This window comes from Plantactinospora veratri (assembly GCF_036421995.1).
GTDB classification, from domain to species: domain Bacteria; phylum Actinomycetota; class Actinomycetes; order Mycobacteriales; family Micromonosporaceae; genus Plantactinospora; species Plantactinospora veratri.
Window position 1 is genome coordinate 482,333 of sequence record NZ_JAZGQL010000001.1, and the last position, 13,397, is coordinate 495,729.

Sequence of the window (13,397 nt, forward strand, 5' to 3'; positions counted from 1 at the left end):
TCCGGGTCTCCGCCGATGGAACCGAACGATTCCACCTGCAAGTTGCACGTGCATCTGCCCGGGCACGGTTCGGGCAGATCCAAAAAATTCTTCCGGAAAATTCAGCCGAGCAGACCCGCGTCGCGGGCCGCCCGCAGCGACGGCTTGACCCGGTACGTCGGACCGACCTGTGCCGCCACCGCGTCCAGGGTCTTGAGACCCTCGCCGGTGTTGTAGACGACCGTCTCGGCATCCGGGTCCAGCCGGCCGCTCGCCACCAGCTTGCCGAGTACGGCCACGGTCACCCCGCCGGCCGTCTCGGCGAAGACGCCGGTGGTCCGGGCCAACTGCCGGATGGCGGCGCGGATCTCGTCGTCGTCGGCGTAGTCCATCCAGCCACCGGTACGGCGCACCGCCTCCAGGGCGTAGAACCCGGCGGCCGGGTCGCCGATGTTGAGCGACTTGGCGATCCCGGTCGGCCGGACCGGGGTGATCACGTCGGTGTCGCCGTGCAGCGCGACCGCGATCGGGTTGCAGCCGGCCGACTGGGCGCCGAAGACCTTCCAGCCGTTCGCCGGCGCCTCGACCAGTCCGATCTCGACCAGCTCGCTGAACGCCTTGTCAATCTTGGTGAGCAGCTCGCCACTGGCCATCGGGATGACCACCTGCTCGGGAATCCGCCACCCCAACTGCTCGGCCACCTCGTAGCCCAGCGTCTTGGAGCCCTCGGCGTAGTACGGCCGGACGTTCACGTTCACGAACGCGGTGTCGGCGAACTCGTCGGTCTCGACCAGCTCGCCGCAGAGCCGGTTGACGTCGTCGTACGAGCCGTCGATCGCGACCACGTCGCCGCCGTAGACGGCGGTGGTCACCACCTTGCCCTGCTCCAGGTCACCAGGGATGAAGACGATCGACGGCACCCCGGCCCGGGCCGCGTGCGCGGCGACCGAGTTCGCCAGGTTGCCGGTCGAGGCGCAGGCGAACCGGGTGAAGCCGAGGCCACGGGCGGCGGTCAGCGCCACCGACACCACCCGGTCCTTGAACGAGTGGGTGGGATTGGCGCTGTCGTCCTTGACCCAGAGCGGCGCCCGGATGCCCAGTTCGGCGGCGAGGCCGGCGGCCGGGACCAGCGGGGTCAGCCCCGGGTCGAGGGTGACCCGGGTGGTCGGGTCCTGGCCGGTCGGCAGCAGCGCGGCGTACCGCCAGAGGTTGTCCGGGCCGGCCTCGATGTCGGCCCGGGTGACCCGGGCCAGGGTCGCGGCGTCGTAGCCGACCTCCAGCGGGCCGAAACACTCGTAACAGGCGTGCTGCGCGATCAGCGGATATTCGGTGCCGCAGCCGCGACAGACGAGAACGCGGGCGGGATTGGGGGCCACCGGGCTGGTCTGGCTGGGGGTCGCGTCGATGATCGACGTCATGGCGATAGCCGTCCTCTCATCTTTCCCTGGCGCCGCACCGCGCGGCGGGGACGGATTTGGCACCTGCTCCGCCGTGGAGTGGTTGCCGGGGCGTCGTCGGGCCGTATCCCTCAGCCCCTCTGGATGAGGTATGAAGTTGTGCCGACAGTCTACGGGCACCGCCAGCCGCTGTCCCGGGTCTGTTCGCGGTGTGAGGAAGATCCCCACGCCGGACCACCGGACCGCCGTCGAGCGCCGGCTGAAATAGTTACCCCGGGCTGACGAGAACTCGGGTACGGCCACCGTCCGGCCGGGCGGGACGGGAGCACGGCGGTGCAGGACGGGAGCGTGACGGTGCGGGACGCGATGCGGGCCGGAGACGCGATGCGGGCCGGAGACGCGATGCGGGCCGGAACGGTCCGGATCGCCGGGGCGGGCGGCGACGAGATCGAGGCGTACCTGGCCCAACCTCTCGACGCCAGGCCGCACGGCGGGGTGGTGGTGATCCACCACATGCCCGGCTACGACGAGGCGACCAAGGAGATCACCCGTCGGCTGGCCAGCTACGGGTACGCGGCGATCTGCCCCAACCTGTACTCCCGGGAGGCACCCGGCGCCAGCCCCGACGACGCGGCGGCGGCGGCGCGGGCCGCCGGCGGCGTACCCGACGACCGGCTCGTCGGCGACGTCGGCGGCGCCGCCGAGCACCTGCGCGGGCTACCGGCCTCGAACGGCAGGGTCGGGGTCATCGGGTACTGCTCCGGTGGCCGGCAGGCGTTCCTGGCCGCCACCCGGCTGCCGCTGGACGCCGCCGTCGACTGCTACGGCGCGTTCGTGGTCGGCGACCCGCCGGACGACTTCCCGCTGGCGGTGCGGCCGCTGTTCGACCAGGCAGGCAGGCTCTCCTGCCCGCTGCTCGGGCTCTTCGGCGCCGAGGACCGGTACCCCGCACCGGCCCAGATGGACGAGCTGTCCCGGGAGCTGACCCGGCTCGGCAAGCCGCACGAGTTCCACACCTTCGCCGATGCCGGGCACGGCTTCTTCGCCGTCGACCGGCCCAGCTACCGGCCGCTGGCCGCCACCCAGGGGTGGCAACGGGTCCGGGACTTCTTCGACCGCCACCTGAACGCCTGACCGGGACGAATCCCGTCCGTCCCGAGCCCGAGGAGGCCGGCATGTGCACGTACGTCACGGTGAAGCGCGAGGTCGACGGCAGCGGCAAGGGTGCCGGCGGCTGGTTCCCGGTCAGCCACACCTGCGTCTACGTGGACCATCCGACGCACGCGCCGTACGCACACACCCTCAACATCGACTTTCTGAACCCGGCCGCCGGCCCGGGGGCGCGGGTCGCGGTCGAGCTGACCGAGGAGTCGGCGCTCGCCCTGGTCGAGGCGATCCAGGCCGCCCTGGCCGCCGCCCCGGCCGGGCTGGCCAGCCGCGACCAGAAGGTCTGACCCGGGTTTCCGCGAGCGGCGCCACAGGCACCTGCCGACCGGACGCTCCGCGGGCCGTGTCGGGCCGGGCCGGCTCAGAGCGACCGGGACTGCCGCACCAGGGCCCGGCCCACCCCGGCCACCGCGACGACGGCGACCACCCCGAGCAGCAGGCAATGCGGCCAGACCTCCGCGAACCCGCGCAGCAGCGCCTCCCGGAGCGCGGTGACGCCATGGCTGACCGGGTTGACGACGGCGAGGATCCGCGGCACCGTACCGAGGTTCTCGATCGGATAGAACGACGGGCTGGCGAAGAGCAGCAGCGGCACGAGTACGTTCACCAGCACGGTGAACCGCTGCGCGTCCCGGACCACGGTGGCGAGCAGCAGGCAGAGCGCGTTGAAGGCCAGCGCGGCGAGCAGCGCCACACAGAGCAGCGCGGCCCAGCGGTCCGCCGGCCAGCGAACCCGGAACAGCGCCGCCGAGGCCGCCAGCGCGGCGACCGTCTGCGCGGAGACCAGGGCGGAGCCGGCGAGCAGCTTGCCGGCGACGTACTGCCACCGGGTCAGCGGGTACGACCACAGCTCCAGCGCCATCCCGTGCGCCCGTTCCCGCACCAGCGCGGTACCCGAGGTGGTGGCGGCGGAGAGCAGCGCGGAGAACATCAGCGCCGGGATGACGAAGTCGGGATAGCCGACCGTCCGGCCCCGGTAGGTCACCGTACCGATCAGGTCGGCGAGCGAGGTGGCGAAGAGTGCGATGTAGACGGCGCTCGGCACCACCGCGAGCAGCAGGTCGCCCCGGTCGCGGGTGAGCAGCAGCCACTCCCGCCGCAGCGTCGCGGTGAGTCCGGAGCCGTGCCAGGGCGGCGCGGCGGTGTCGTCGTCGGCCAGGCCGGTCAGGCTCACCGGGTGGTCACCTCCGATCGGGTCAGGGCCACGAAGGCCTCCTCCAGCGAGGCGGTCGCCAGCTCCACGCTGTCGACCGGGATCCGCTGGTCGGCCAGTTCGGCCAGCAGCCGGGGCAGCCGCCGCCGGAGGTCCGGTCCGGTCAGTACGATCTCGTTGCCGCTGCGGGCGGCGGCCAGCCCCAGCCGCAGCGCACCGGCGGCGATCGCCGGCCAGCCGTCCACCGATCCGCTCCGCAGCACCGCCCGCGCCTCGCCTCGTTCGTCGCGCAGGTCCGCCGGGCTGCCGTCCCGGATCAGCCGCCCGTGCCGCAGCACCAGCACCCGCTCGGTGTTGCGCTCCACCTCGTCGAGGTAGTGGCTGGTCAGCACGATGGTCAGCTCGTGCTGCCGGCGCAGTTCGTTCAGCGCGGCCCAGACCCGTCGCCGGCCCTCGACGTCCAGCCCGGCCGACGGCTCGTCCAGCAGCAGGATCCTCGGCACCCGGAGCAGCGCCCGCACCAGTTGGAGCCGGCGTCGCTGTCCGGCGGAGAGGGTCTGCGCGGGCCGGTCCTCGGTGCCGGCCAGTTCGAAGGCGCCGAGCAGTTCCTCGGCCCGGGAACGGGCGCGACGCCAGGGCAGGCCCCGGAACGCGGCGGCGACCCGCAGGTTGTCCCGGACCGACAGGGTCAGGTCGAACGGCCCGGACTGGTGCACCACCGCCACGTCCCGCTTCGCCCCGCCGTCGGGCTGGCGGCCGTGCACCAGGAGCCGCCCGGAGCTGGCCGGGCAGGCCCCGCAGACCAGTTTGAGCAGGGTGGTCTTGCCGGCGCCGGCCGGGCCGAGCAGCCCGACCGCCTGGCCGGGCGGAATGTCGAAGGTCAGCCCGTCGACCGCCGGGGCGGCGGCGCCGGGATACGCCTTGACCAGGTCCGTCGCGGCGATCGCCGGGGTCATGGCGCACCGTCGAGCGCCGGCTGCGGGAATCCCGGCAGCGGGGGTACGCCGAGCGTGGCGAGAATGGTCCGGATCGCGCTCACCGGGCCGGTCTCGGACAGTGGCGGGCCGGTCCGCAGGTGGTGGTCGACGTCGCCCGGGGCGATGACCGGCTGGGCGTCGTCGGGTCCGTCCACCGGTGCGACGCCGCCCCGGCCGCCGGGCAGGGCCGGTGAGCCGAAGCGGCAGCCGAGCACGATGTCGAGCCGCTGTGCCGGTCGGGCCGGGCGGCTCCGGCCGGCCAGGGCGGTGCGCAGGTCGTCCACCGGGCGTACCGCCGCCGGGGAGATGCCGACGGTCACCCCGCCCAGCGCGTCGAGAGCGTCCAGGGCTCGGCGTACCCGGTCCGGCAGGGCGGAGCCGGCGGCGAGGTGGCGTACCCGGACCAGGGCATGTGCGCGGCGGCTGCCCGGCGGCGGAAGCTGGTGGTCGGTCTCCGGTACGGCCCGGGCCGCCGCGCCGACCAGCCAGAGCGTGACGCCGTCCGGCAGCGGCAGGGGCGGCCCGCCGACGGCCGGGGCACCCGGGGCACGGGCCGGGACCTGCGGTACCCGCCCGAGCAGTGCCGCCCGGGGCACCGGCGGGTCGTACAGCGGCAGGTTGTCACCGGCCGTCAGCAGGTGCTCCGGCAGCCGGGCCACCACCCGGTGCACCACGATCCCGTCACCGTGCTGGTACGCGACCACCTCGCCCGGGCAGATCTGGTCGAACTCGACCGGCTCGACCACGACGGTGCCGTCGGAGAGCACCGGCACCATGCCGGGGCCGGTGACCGGTACCCGGGCCAGGCCGCCGGCGGCGAGGGCCGCCCGTACCCCGTCCGCGAAGCCGCTCCCGGTCACCGGTGGCCCCCCTCCCCGGCCGGTCCGGACGGCTCGGCCGACCGGAGCAGGTCGCGGGCGCGCAGCAGCGCCACGAACTCGCGGACGTCCCGGGCGACGGCCTCGCGTTCCCGCCCGTCGCCGCCGCCGAACGCGTCGGCCAGCTCCCGCACCACGGTCGGCACGTCGCTGCCGGCGGCGAGCCGGCGCCAGATCCGCGCGGCGCTCGCGTTGAACGTCTGGAACTCCCCGTCGTCCGGGTTGTAGAGCCGGACCTCCTCGTCGTCGTCGACCCAGACGATTGCGGAGTTGATCCCGACCGTCACGCGACACCTTCCCCTCGGGTGGTCAGCAGTGGAGGCGACCGGGGTTCTCCGGGCGGCGGAGCCCGGGCCGGCCGGTCGTGGTACGCCGGGCGCGCCGAGCCGTCCCGGACCGGGCGGGGCGAACATCTCGTGCAGCGGCTGGCTGCGCAGGTTGCCGGCCAGTTGCGGCGGGCCGGCGACCGGCCCGCGGGGATAGACGTCGCCGCCCGGGTCGACGTGGATGTCGAGGCCATCGAGGCCGCGGTCGGCCGGTACCGGGCAGGACCGGGCCGCGATCGGGCCCCGGCTGAGGAGCTTGCGGGCGACCGGACTCGTCCAGGCGGACCGTCGTGCCGGCAGGTGCTCCGCGCCGAGCTGTTCCCAGCCCAGGTGGAGACCGTCCGGGGTACCCCGGTCGACGGCGGAGTGGCTCATCATCCGGACCCGGCTGAACTCGACACCGTCCAGGAAGGACATCAGGCTGTCCAGCGCGGCGATGTTCTCCGGCGACACCACGTGGTCGATCGCGGGCTTCACCCCGGCCGCGTTCAGCAGGGTGAGCCCGCGTACGGTCCGGGCGAGCGTGTTCTCGCCCGGGACGGCTCCGGGCACCTCGTGGCCGCCGCCGTACAGGCTGACGGTGATGCCGGCGAAGGTGTCGGCGATCCGCCGGGCGGTGGCGGCGTCCCGGATCCGGCTGCCGGTGGTGACCAGGTTGACGGGTACTCCCCGGCTGCGTGCCCGCTCGGCCAGCTCGAAGAGGTCGCGCCGCAGCATGGGTTCGCCGCCGGTCAGGACCAGCAGTTCGGCGCCGAGGTCGGCGATCTGGTCCACCAGGTCGAGGGACTCGGCCGGCTCCAGCTCGCCCGGGAGCCGGTGGGTGCAGGAGGCGGGGCAGTCCCGGCACGGCGGGCGGCAGCCGTGGGTGATGGCGTAGCGGACCGTCCTGAGCCTGGGTTCGGCCGAGCGGAGCCGGGGCCGCTGGCCCGGCAGGTACACCAGCCAGTTCAGCACCAGGACGGCGAGTACGCGTTCGAGCCGGCACCGCCCGTCCGGTTCGGGTGGCGGGGCGAACTCGGGTGGCGGGGCGGCGCCGCCGGCCAGCGCCCGCAGCAGCCCGAGTTCCTCCTCGGTGAGCACCGCCCAGGCGGCCAGGCCCGGATTCTCCACGAGATACCGGTCCCGGCACCGGAAGTAGCCGAGGTCGTCCGGGACGACCAGGGAACTCCACATCGTCGACAGCCGCATGACCACTCCCCGTCCGGCCGGAGGAACCCGCCGTCGAGCGGTTCCCCGCTGTCCCGAGGCCCGGCTCGGCGGTCTCGCCGGCGGGACTCGCACCCGACAAAAGGATCACAGACAGTCATGGAGCAGTACCAGAAAGCAAAAGTGTCGTCTTGACAACGGGAACGACCGGCTCTAATGTCCGGGTCCCTGCCACCCCACCGTCCCGGGTTCCGGGGTCGTCACCCCGGGCGGAAGGCGAGGTGCTGTCCATCGTGTCCGCGATCTCGGTCTCCGTGGTCGACGACGACCGGATGTTGCTGGACGGCATGGCCGCCTGGCTCGGCTCGGTTCCCGACCTCCGGTTGCTCTGCACGGCGGCCACCGTCGACCAGCTCCTCGACACCGAACCGGAATCGGCCGACGTCGTCGTGCTCGACCTGCTGCTGGCGGACGGCTCCGCGCCGGTGGAGAACGTCCGTCGGCTCGTCGCCACCGGCCGGCCGGTGCTGGTGGTCAGCGTGGTACCGCACGTGGTGCACGGCGTCGACGTGATCCGGGCCGGCGCGTCGGGCTACCTCACCAAGGACCACGACCTGCCGAGCCTGGCGGACGCGATCCGTACGGTCGCCCGGGGCGAGGTGGCGCACTCCCCCGAACTCGCCTTCGCCTGGTCCTGCGACGAGCGGCCGGACCGGCCCAGGCTGGCACCCCGGGAACGGGCCGTGCTGGTCGCCTACGCCTCCGGCATGACGCTGACGGCGGTGGCCCGCAAGGTCGGCATCCAGCCGACGACCGCCCGGCAGTACCTGGACCGGGTCAAGGCGAAGTACTGCGACGCGGGGCGGCCGACGTACACCAAACTCGACCTCGCCGACCGGGTCCGCGAGGACGGGCTGCACCGTTACTCGTCCGCCTCCGGCGACGACGCCGGCCAGAGCAGTTCGACACTGGTGCCGTGACCGGGCTCGGCGAAGAGTCGCAGCTCGCCGCCGACCTCCGTCATCCGCTCGGCGATCGAGCGGCGTAGCCCGAAACCGCCGGCGGCCTCGGTGTCGAACCCGACCCCCCGGTCGACGACCCGCACCCCGAGCACTCCCTCGTAGTGGTCGACGGTGACCCACGCCTCGCCGGTACCGGCGTGCCGGGCCACGTTGTTCAGCGCCTCCCGGGCGGCGTCGCAGACCGCCCGTACGACGTGCCGGGGCGGCTGGGTCGGCACGGTGCCCGAAAGCAGGTGCACCCGCAGTCCCAGCCCGGTCGCGTCGGCGACCACCTCGGCGAGGCTGGCGCTGAGCGTGATGTCCGCCTCGGCCCGGTCCTCGGTGACCAGGCTCCGGATGTAGTCGGCCTCCCGGCCGCAGCGCCGCCGTACGTCCTCGGCGCGATGGTCCAGCCCGCCCCGGGCGATCGCGGTCAGCGTCGCCAGCGCGGTGTCGTGCAGCCGGCGGTAGTGGTGCAGCCGTTCGGCGTACCGGGCCGCCCCGGCCGCCGTCGCCGTCTCGGCGGCGAGCCGGCGCTGGGTCGCCTCGTCGACCGCGCCCGCCTGGGCGCAGAGGAACCGGCGGGTGAAGTGCAGCACCAGCGCGAACCAGACGCTGGAGTTGACGTGGTTGACGAAACCCGACTCCCAGGGCGGCAGCCCGCCGATCTGCACCGAGGCGGCGGCCACCGCGGTCAGCACCAGCAGCGCGAGCCCGAGCAGCAGCGCCCGCAGGCTCAGCACCGCCCCGACCAGCGCCGCCGAGCCGAGGGCGAACTTGCCGGCCCAGTTCGCCGCCGACAGTTCGTAGCCGGACCGGATGTTCATGTTGACCACGATCAGCAGCCCGCAGGTGATCGCCACGTCCGCCACGACGTTGCCGTAGCTGAACCAGCCGCGCCGCCACACCAGCATGCCGAGTACCACGTTCCAGGCGACCGCGCCGAGCAGCAGCGCCACGTTCAGCGCCGGGCTGTGGTAGCGGTCGGGGCTGCTGGCCATCCCGAGCAGCGCCGGTGCGATGTAGCTGGCCCGCTGGCAGAAGACCACCACCGCGACGAAGCGCAGCGCCCGTTCCCGGCCGGGCATCGTGACCATCAGCCGGGCGTCCACCCAGCCCAGTCGCGCCTCGGCGACGAACCGGCTGATCCGCCGGGGCGGTCGCCCGACCCGGGTGGCAAGGTCCAGCACCGGGCACCCCCTGTCCCAGAGTCACTGGGCCGCTACCTGGCGGCACCGTCGGCCACGTTCGCGCCGGCACCGCGAGTGAGAATATCGCTACCGGCCGGCGGCCGAGAGCCGGGCCGCAGGGCCGCCGGGCACCTGCCTGACCGGCGTGATACCACCGGGTCATCATGATGACCCGGTGGTATCACCGCCACAGTGGAACTGTCCGCAGCCCGACGGGCTAGGACACCACGTCCTTGCGGGTGAAGCGCCAGAAGGCGAGCGACCAGAAGACGGTGGCGTAGCAGATCGCCGAGATGGCGCCCCTGACGATGTCGTCGGTCTGCACCGGCGTGGAGAGCAGGCCGAGCCAGGCCGAGCTGTAGTGCGTCGGCAGGAAGTCCCGGAGTACTCCGAGCGCGGTGATCTGGTCGAGGATGCTGGAGAGGATCCAGAGCAGCACCGCGCCGCCGACCGCGCCGAGCGCCGCGTCCGTGGCCACCGAGAGCAGGAACGCCAGGCCGGCCACGACCAGGAGTACCACCGCCAGATAGCCGAGGATGCCGAGCAGGCGCAGCAGCCCCTCCCCGGCCGGGATCTGCGCGGCCACCGTGCTGGACAGCGGCGACCAGCCGTACCGGAGGGTGCCGGCGAGCAGCGCGGTGCCGGCCAGCAGCAGCAGGGCCAGCAGCGAGTACCCGAGCGCGACCACCAGCTTCACCGCCAGCAGCCGGGCCCGGGGCACCGGCACGGCCAGCAGGTAGCGCAGGCTGCCCCAGCTCGCCTCGCTGGCCACCGTGTCGCCGCAGAAGAGCGCCACCACCACGACCAGCAGGAACGACGAGGAGACCAGCAGCGCGAAGAGGGTGAAGTTGAGCCCACCGCTGGTGGCCAGCTCGATCAGGCTGCCGAACTCGCCGCCGCCGTTGTCGTCGTCGCCGGAACTCTCGAACTGGAACGCGATCAGGATGATCAGCGGCAGCAGCACCATGAAGCCGAGCGCGAACTGGGTACGTCGCCGGGACGCCTGCCGGCGCCACTCGGCGGCGATGGAGAGCGTGGCCCGGGGGCGGTACCCGGCGGCACCGCCGGCCGCGTCCGGCGCCGCCGGAGTCTGTGTGGCGGTCATGAGCGGTCCCCGCTTCCCCGAGAGTTCTCGCCGACCAGGGCGAGGAAGGCGTCCTCCAGGCGGCGGCGCGGCACCACCCGGTCCACCCCGACGCCGGCCCGGACGAGTTCGGCCACCACCTCGCTCCGGGGAGTGCCGTTGGTGTCGACCACCAGCGCCCCGTTGGTCTCCGGCAGCACCCGGACACCGTCGAGCCGGTCCAGCACGGCCCGGGCGGCGTCGGTGTCGGAGACGTCGAACTGGGTACTCGGCGACTCGCCGACGATCTCCTCCACCTTCCCGGCCGCCACGATCTGTCCCTTGTGTACGACGACCGCGTGCGTACAGGTCTGTTCCACCTCGGCCAGCAGGTGGCTGGAGACCAGCACCGCCCGCCCGTCGGTGGCGTACCGGCGCAGCACCCGGCGCATCTCGGCGATCTGCGGCGGGTCGAGCCCGTCCGTCGGCTCGTCGAGTACCAGCAGCTCGGGCAGCCCGAGCATGGCCTGGGCGATGGCCAGCCGCTGCCGCATGCCGTGGCTGTATTTCCGGGTCTTCCGGTGGATCGAGTCGCCGAGCCCGGCGATCTCCAGCGCCTCCTCGAAGTGCGCGTCCGCCGCCGGCCGGCCGGTGGCCCGCCAGTACGCCCGCAGGTTCTCCAGGCCGCTCAGGTGTGGCAGGAAGCCCGGCCCCTCCACCAGCGCGCCGATCCGGGAGAGCACCGGCGAGCCGGGGACCAGCCGGTGGCCGAAGACGTGGATCTCCCCGGTGGTCGGCTGGGTCAGCCCCATCAGCACCCGCAGGGTGGTGGTCTTGCCGGCGCCGTTCGGCCCGAGCAGCCCGACCACCTGGCCCCGGTGCACCTCGAAGTCGATCCGGGAGACCGCGACGAAGCCGTCGGCGTACTCCTTGCGCAGGTCGCGGATGACGAGCGGGGTGTCGGCGTACTCGGGATGCACCGAGGTGTCGTGCCGGCGGTGCCGGCGGCGCAGCACGGCCACCACCACGACGAGTCCGAGCACGATCGCCGCGACCAGGCCGGCGAGCGCCCAGCGCCAGATCACCGCCGGGGTGGCGAGCGGCTCGCCGGGCACGGTCGGCAGCGACACCTCGGCGCCGGTCAGGGCGGCTCCGGCCGGCATTCCGGGTACGGTCCCGGACGCCGGCCCGGCCAGCGCGACGGTGTAGGTGGCCGGCTCGACCGGGGTGGCGAAGCCCTGGTCGGAGGTGGCGACCACGATCCGCAGCCGGTGCCCGGCCTCGATCCGGCGCACGATCGCCGGCAGGGTGACCCGGACCGGGGTCGCCGCCGCGACGTCGGCGGGCAGCCCGGTCAGCCGGATCGGCGCGACCAGGCCGTTGGAGAGCGCGGCCGGGCCGTTCGGGTCGACGTCGTAGAGCTTGACGAAGAGCACCGCCTCGCCGGTCGGTGACGCGGCCCGGAGGGTGACGGTCGGCGAGCCGACCACGTCGACGGCCCGGTCCAGTGGTGCCGACTCGAACCGGGCGTGCTGGCCGGGCAGGTCACCGGCGACCCCGTCGAGCAGCGACGAGAAGCCGCCGCCGAAGGGCAGCGCGGAGATCGCCGCCGGATTGCCGGCCGGCGGGTTCGCGATCCGCTGCGCCGGCCCGGCCACCGCGACCGACTCGCTGGTCGTGCCGCCGACGCCCGGGTAGTCGGCGACGGAGAAGCCGGAGGCGACCAGGCCGCGGTCCAGCGCGTCGAAGCCGGCGATCCGGGACCAGGTGAAGCTGGCCGACGGCGTCTCGCCGGACCCCTTGACGTAGTGCTCCAGCCACTGCGCCATCAGGAAGCGCAGCCGGTCCCGGTCGGTCTGCGGACCCTCCCCGCCGTCGTGCCCGCCGGTGAACCAGGCGACCCGGACCGGGGCGCCGCCGGCCGCGATGCCCCGGGCGTTGGCGTCCGCCTCGGCGAGCGGGAAGAGGGTGTCGGCCGCGCCCTGGATCAGCAGGGTGGGCGCCTTGATCCGGTCGAGGACCCCGGCCGGGCTGGACCGGCGGAGCAGGTCGACCGCCGCCGGATCGGCCCGGCCCGTGGTGGCGATCCGCAGGTACGCGGCGCAGACGTCGGCGGCGAAGCGTCCGCAGGCCGGGTCGGCCGGGGTACCGCCCGGGGCGGCACCCGGCACCGTGCCGAGTACCGGATCCTGGCCGCCCGCCGGGCCGTCCTCGTTCTCCGACCCGGAGTCTTCGGCGGCGCCGGGTGCGGCCAGCCCGCCAAGGCTGCCGGTACCGCCGCCGCTGCCGAAGAAGATACCTGCCCAGCCTTTCTTGAAGACACCGTCGACCGGCTCCCGGCCGGTGGCCTCGGGCAGGAAGGAGCGGGCCAGGTCGTTCCAGGTGATCATCGGCACGATGGCGTCCACCCGCTGGTCCGCCGCGGCGAGCAGCAGGGCCAGGCCGCCGCCGTACGAGCCGCCGACCACGCCCACCCGGGGATCACCGGCCGCGTCCTTGCGGATCTCCGGCCGGGCGGCGAGCCAGTCGAGCAGCCGGGCGGCGTCCCGTACCTCGTAGTCGGGGTGGTCCAGGTGGATCTGCCCGCCGCTGCGCCCGAACCCTCGGGCGGTGTACGTCAGCACCGCGTAACCGAGTCCGGCCAGGTCCTCGGCGTCGTCCTCGACGGACCGCTTCGTGCCGCCGAAGCCGTGCGCCAGCAGTACCGCCGGTACCGGCCGGGCCGCGCTCGCCGCGTCCGGCAGATAGAACCTGGTGTCCAGGTCGACCGGCTGGTCGCCGGTCGGTCCGGACCGGACGGTGATCATCGAGTCCGTTGTGGAGTAGGGCGGGCGCTCCGGCCAGACCGCCCAGCCGACCAGCGCGGCGAGCAGCACCAGCACGGTCGATCCGGCAACCAGCCGGCGCCGGGTCGGCCGGGCACGGCGCAGCCGCGCCAGCAGTCGGGAAGGCATGGGTCACACCGTACGGCGCCGGAGCTGAGCGTTGGCTGAGATCCGCCGTACGTCCGTCCGGCTGGCCCGTTCGGTGTCCGCGATTGGTCGTCCGCGTCGCACCACCGGGTATCCGGCGGGGCGACTTCGGATCCTGTGAATTCCGATCTTTGGTGCAGGCCGTACG

The 13,397-nt window shown here is 73.8% G+C and carries 11 protein-coding genes and 1 riboswitch; of the genes, 3 read left to right on the forward strand and 8 right to left on the reverse strand.

What is annotated here, in order from left to right; genetic code table 11:
• Nucleotides 1-101 precede the first annotated feature (101 nt).
• A complete protein-coding gene (thrC, locus tag V1634_RS02175) occupies nucleotides 102-1,397 on the reverse strand; it encodes a threonine synthase (protein WP_331206003.1) in 1,296 nt (431 codons plus the stop codon).
• Nucleotides 1,398-1,410: 13 nt separating this feature from the next.
• A riboswitch (SAM riboswitch) is annotated at nucleotides 1,411-1,527 on the reverse strand.
• 182 nt (nucleotides 1,528-1,709) lie between these two features.
• On the opposite strand from thrC, the gene V1634_RS02180 reads away from it, so the two are divergent.
• Both V1634_RS02180 and V1634_RS02185 read left to right on the forward strand, forming a co-directional pair.
• Nucleotides 1,710-2,510, forward strand: coding sequence for a dienelactone hydrolase family protein (locus V1634_RS02180; protein WP_331206004.1), 801 nt, complete (start codon nucleotides 1,710-1,712; stop codon nucleotides 2,508-2,510).
• A gap of 41 nt (nucleotides 2,511-2,551) precedes the next feature.
• Nucleotides 2,552-2,830, forward strand: coding sequence for a DUF6295 family protein (locus tag V1634_RS02185; protein WP_331206005.1), 279 nt, complete (start codon nucleotides 2,552-2,554; stop codon nucleotides 2,828-2,830).
• Nucleotides 2,831-2,904: 74 nt separating this feature from the next.
• On the opposite strand, the gene V1634_RS02190 is transcribed toward V1634_RS02185, so the two are convergent.
• From V1634_RS02190 to V1634_RS02205, 4 genes are read right to left on the reverse strand one after another with little or no spacing between them, the layout of a single operon-like run.
• Nucleotides 2,905-3,717: an ABC transporter permease gene (locus tag V1634_RS02190; RefSeq protein ID WP_331206006.1), complete on the reverse strand. Its 813-nt coding sequence runs from the start codon at nucleotides 3,715-3,717 to the stop codon at nucleotides 2,905-2,907.
• The gene (locus V1634_RS02195; protein ID WP_331206007.1) at nucleotides 3,714-4,652 is read right to left on the reverse strand and encodes an ABC transporter ATP-binding protein; all 939 of its coding nucleotides are present in this window, start codon (nucleotides 4,650-4,652) and stop codon (nucleotides 3,714-3,716) included. The genes V1634_RS02190 and V1634_RS02195 overlap by 4 nt, the downstream gene beginning before the upstream one ends.
• Nucleotides 4,649-5,533 (reverse strand): S24/S26 family peptidase, encoded by an 885-nt coding sequence (locus V1634_RS02200; RefSeq protein ID WP_331206008.1) that lies wholly within the window; start codon nucleotides 5,531-5,533, stop codon nucleotides 4,649-4,651. The genes V1634_RS02195 and V1634_RS02200 overlap by 4 nt, the downstream gene beginning before the upstream one ends.
• Nucleotides 5,530-7,065 carry a PqqD family peptide modification chaperone gene (locus tag V1634_RS02205; RefSeq protein ID WP_331206009.1) on the reverse strand — a complete coding sequence of 512 codons (1,536 nt, stop codon included), beginning with the start codon at nucleotides 7,063-7,065 and terminating at the stop codon, nucleotides 5,530-5,532. Before V1634_RS02205 ends, V1634_RS02200 begins: the two co-directional genes overlap by 4 nt.
• A 239-nt stretch (nucleotides 7,066-7,304) precedes the next feature.
• Between V1634_RS02205 and V1634_RS02210 the strand changes: the two genes are divergently transcribed.
• The gene (locus V1634_RS02210; protein WP_331206010.1) at nucleotides 7,305-8,003 is read left to right on the forward strand and encodes a response regulator transcription factor; all 699 of its coding nucleotides are present in this window, start codon (nucleotides 7,305-7,307) and stop codon (nucleotides 8,001-8,003) included.
• Here V1634_RS02210 and V1634_RS02215 read toward each other — a convergent pair.
• From V1634_RS02215 to V1634_RS02225, 3 genes are all read right to left on the reverse strand, one after another.
• Nucleotides 7,946-9,214, reverse strand: coding sequence for a sensor histidine kinase (locus V1634_RS02215; RefSeq protein WP_331206011.1), 1,269 nt, complete (start codon nucleotides 9,212-9,214; stop codon nucleotides 7,946-7,948). The two genes, V1634_RS02210 and V1634_RS02215, sit on opposite strands and share 58 nt — an antisense overlap.
• A 217-nt stretch (nucleotides 9,215-9,431) precedes the next feature.
• Complete coding sequence (locus V1634_RS02220) at nucleotides 9,432-10,319, reverse strand: ABC transporter permease (RefSeq protein ID WP_331206012.1); 888 nt, start codon at nucleotides 10,317-10,319, stop codon at nucleotides 9,432-9,434.
• A complete protein-coding gene (locus V1634_RS02225; RefSeq protein WP_331206013.1) occupies nucleotides 10,316-13,231 on the reverse strand; it encodes an alpha/beta fold hydrolase in 2,916 nt (971 codons plus the stop codon). Before V1634_RS02225 ends, V1634_RS02220 begins: the two co-directional genes overlap by 4 nt.
• Nucleotides 13,232-13,397 lie beyond the last annotated feature (166 nt).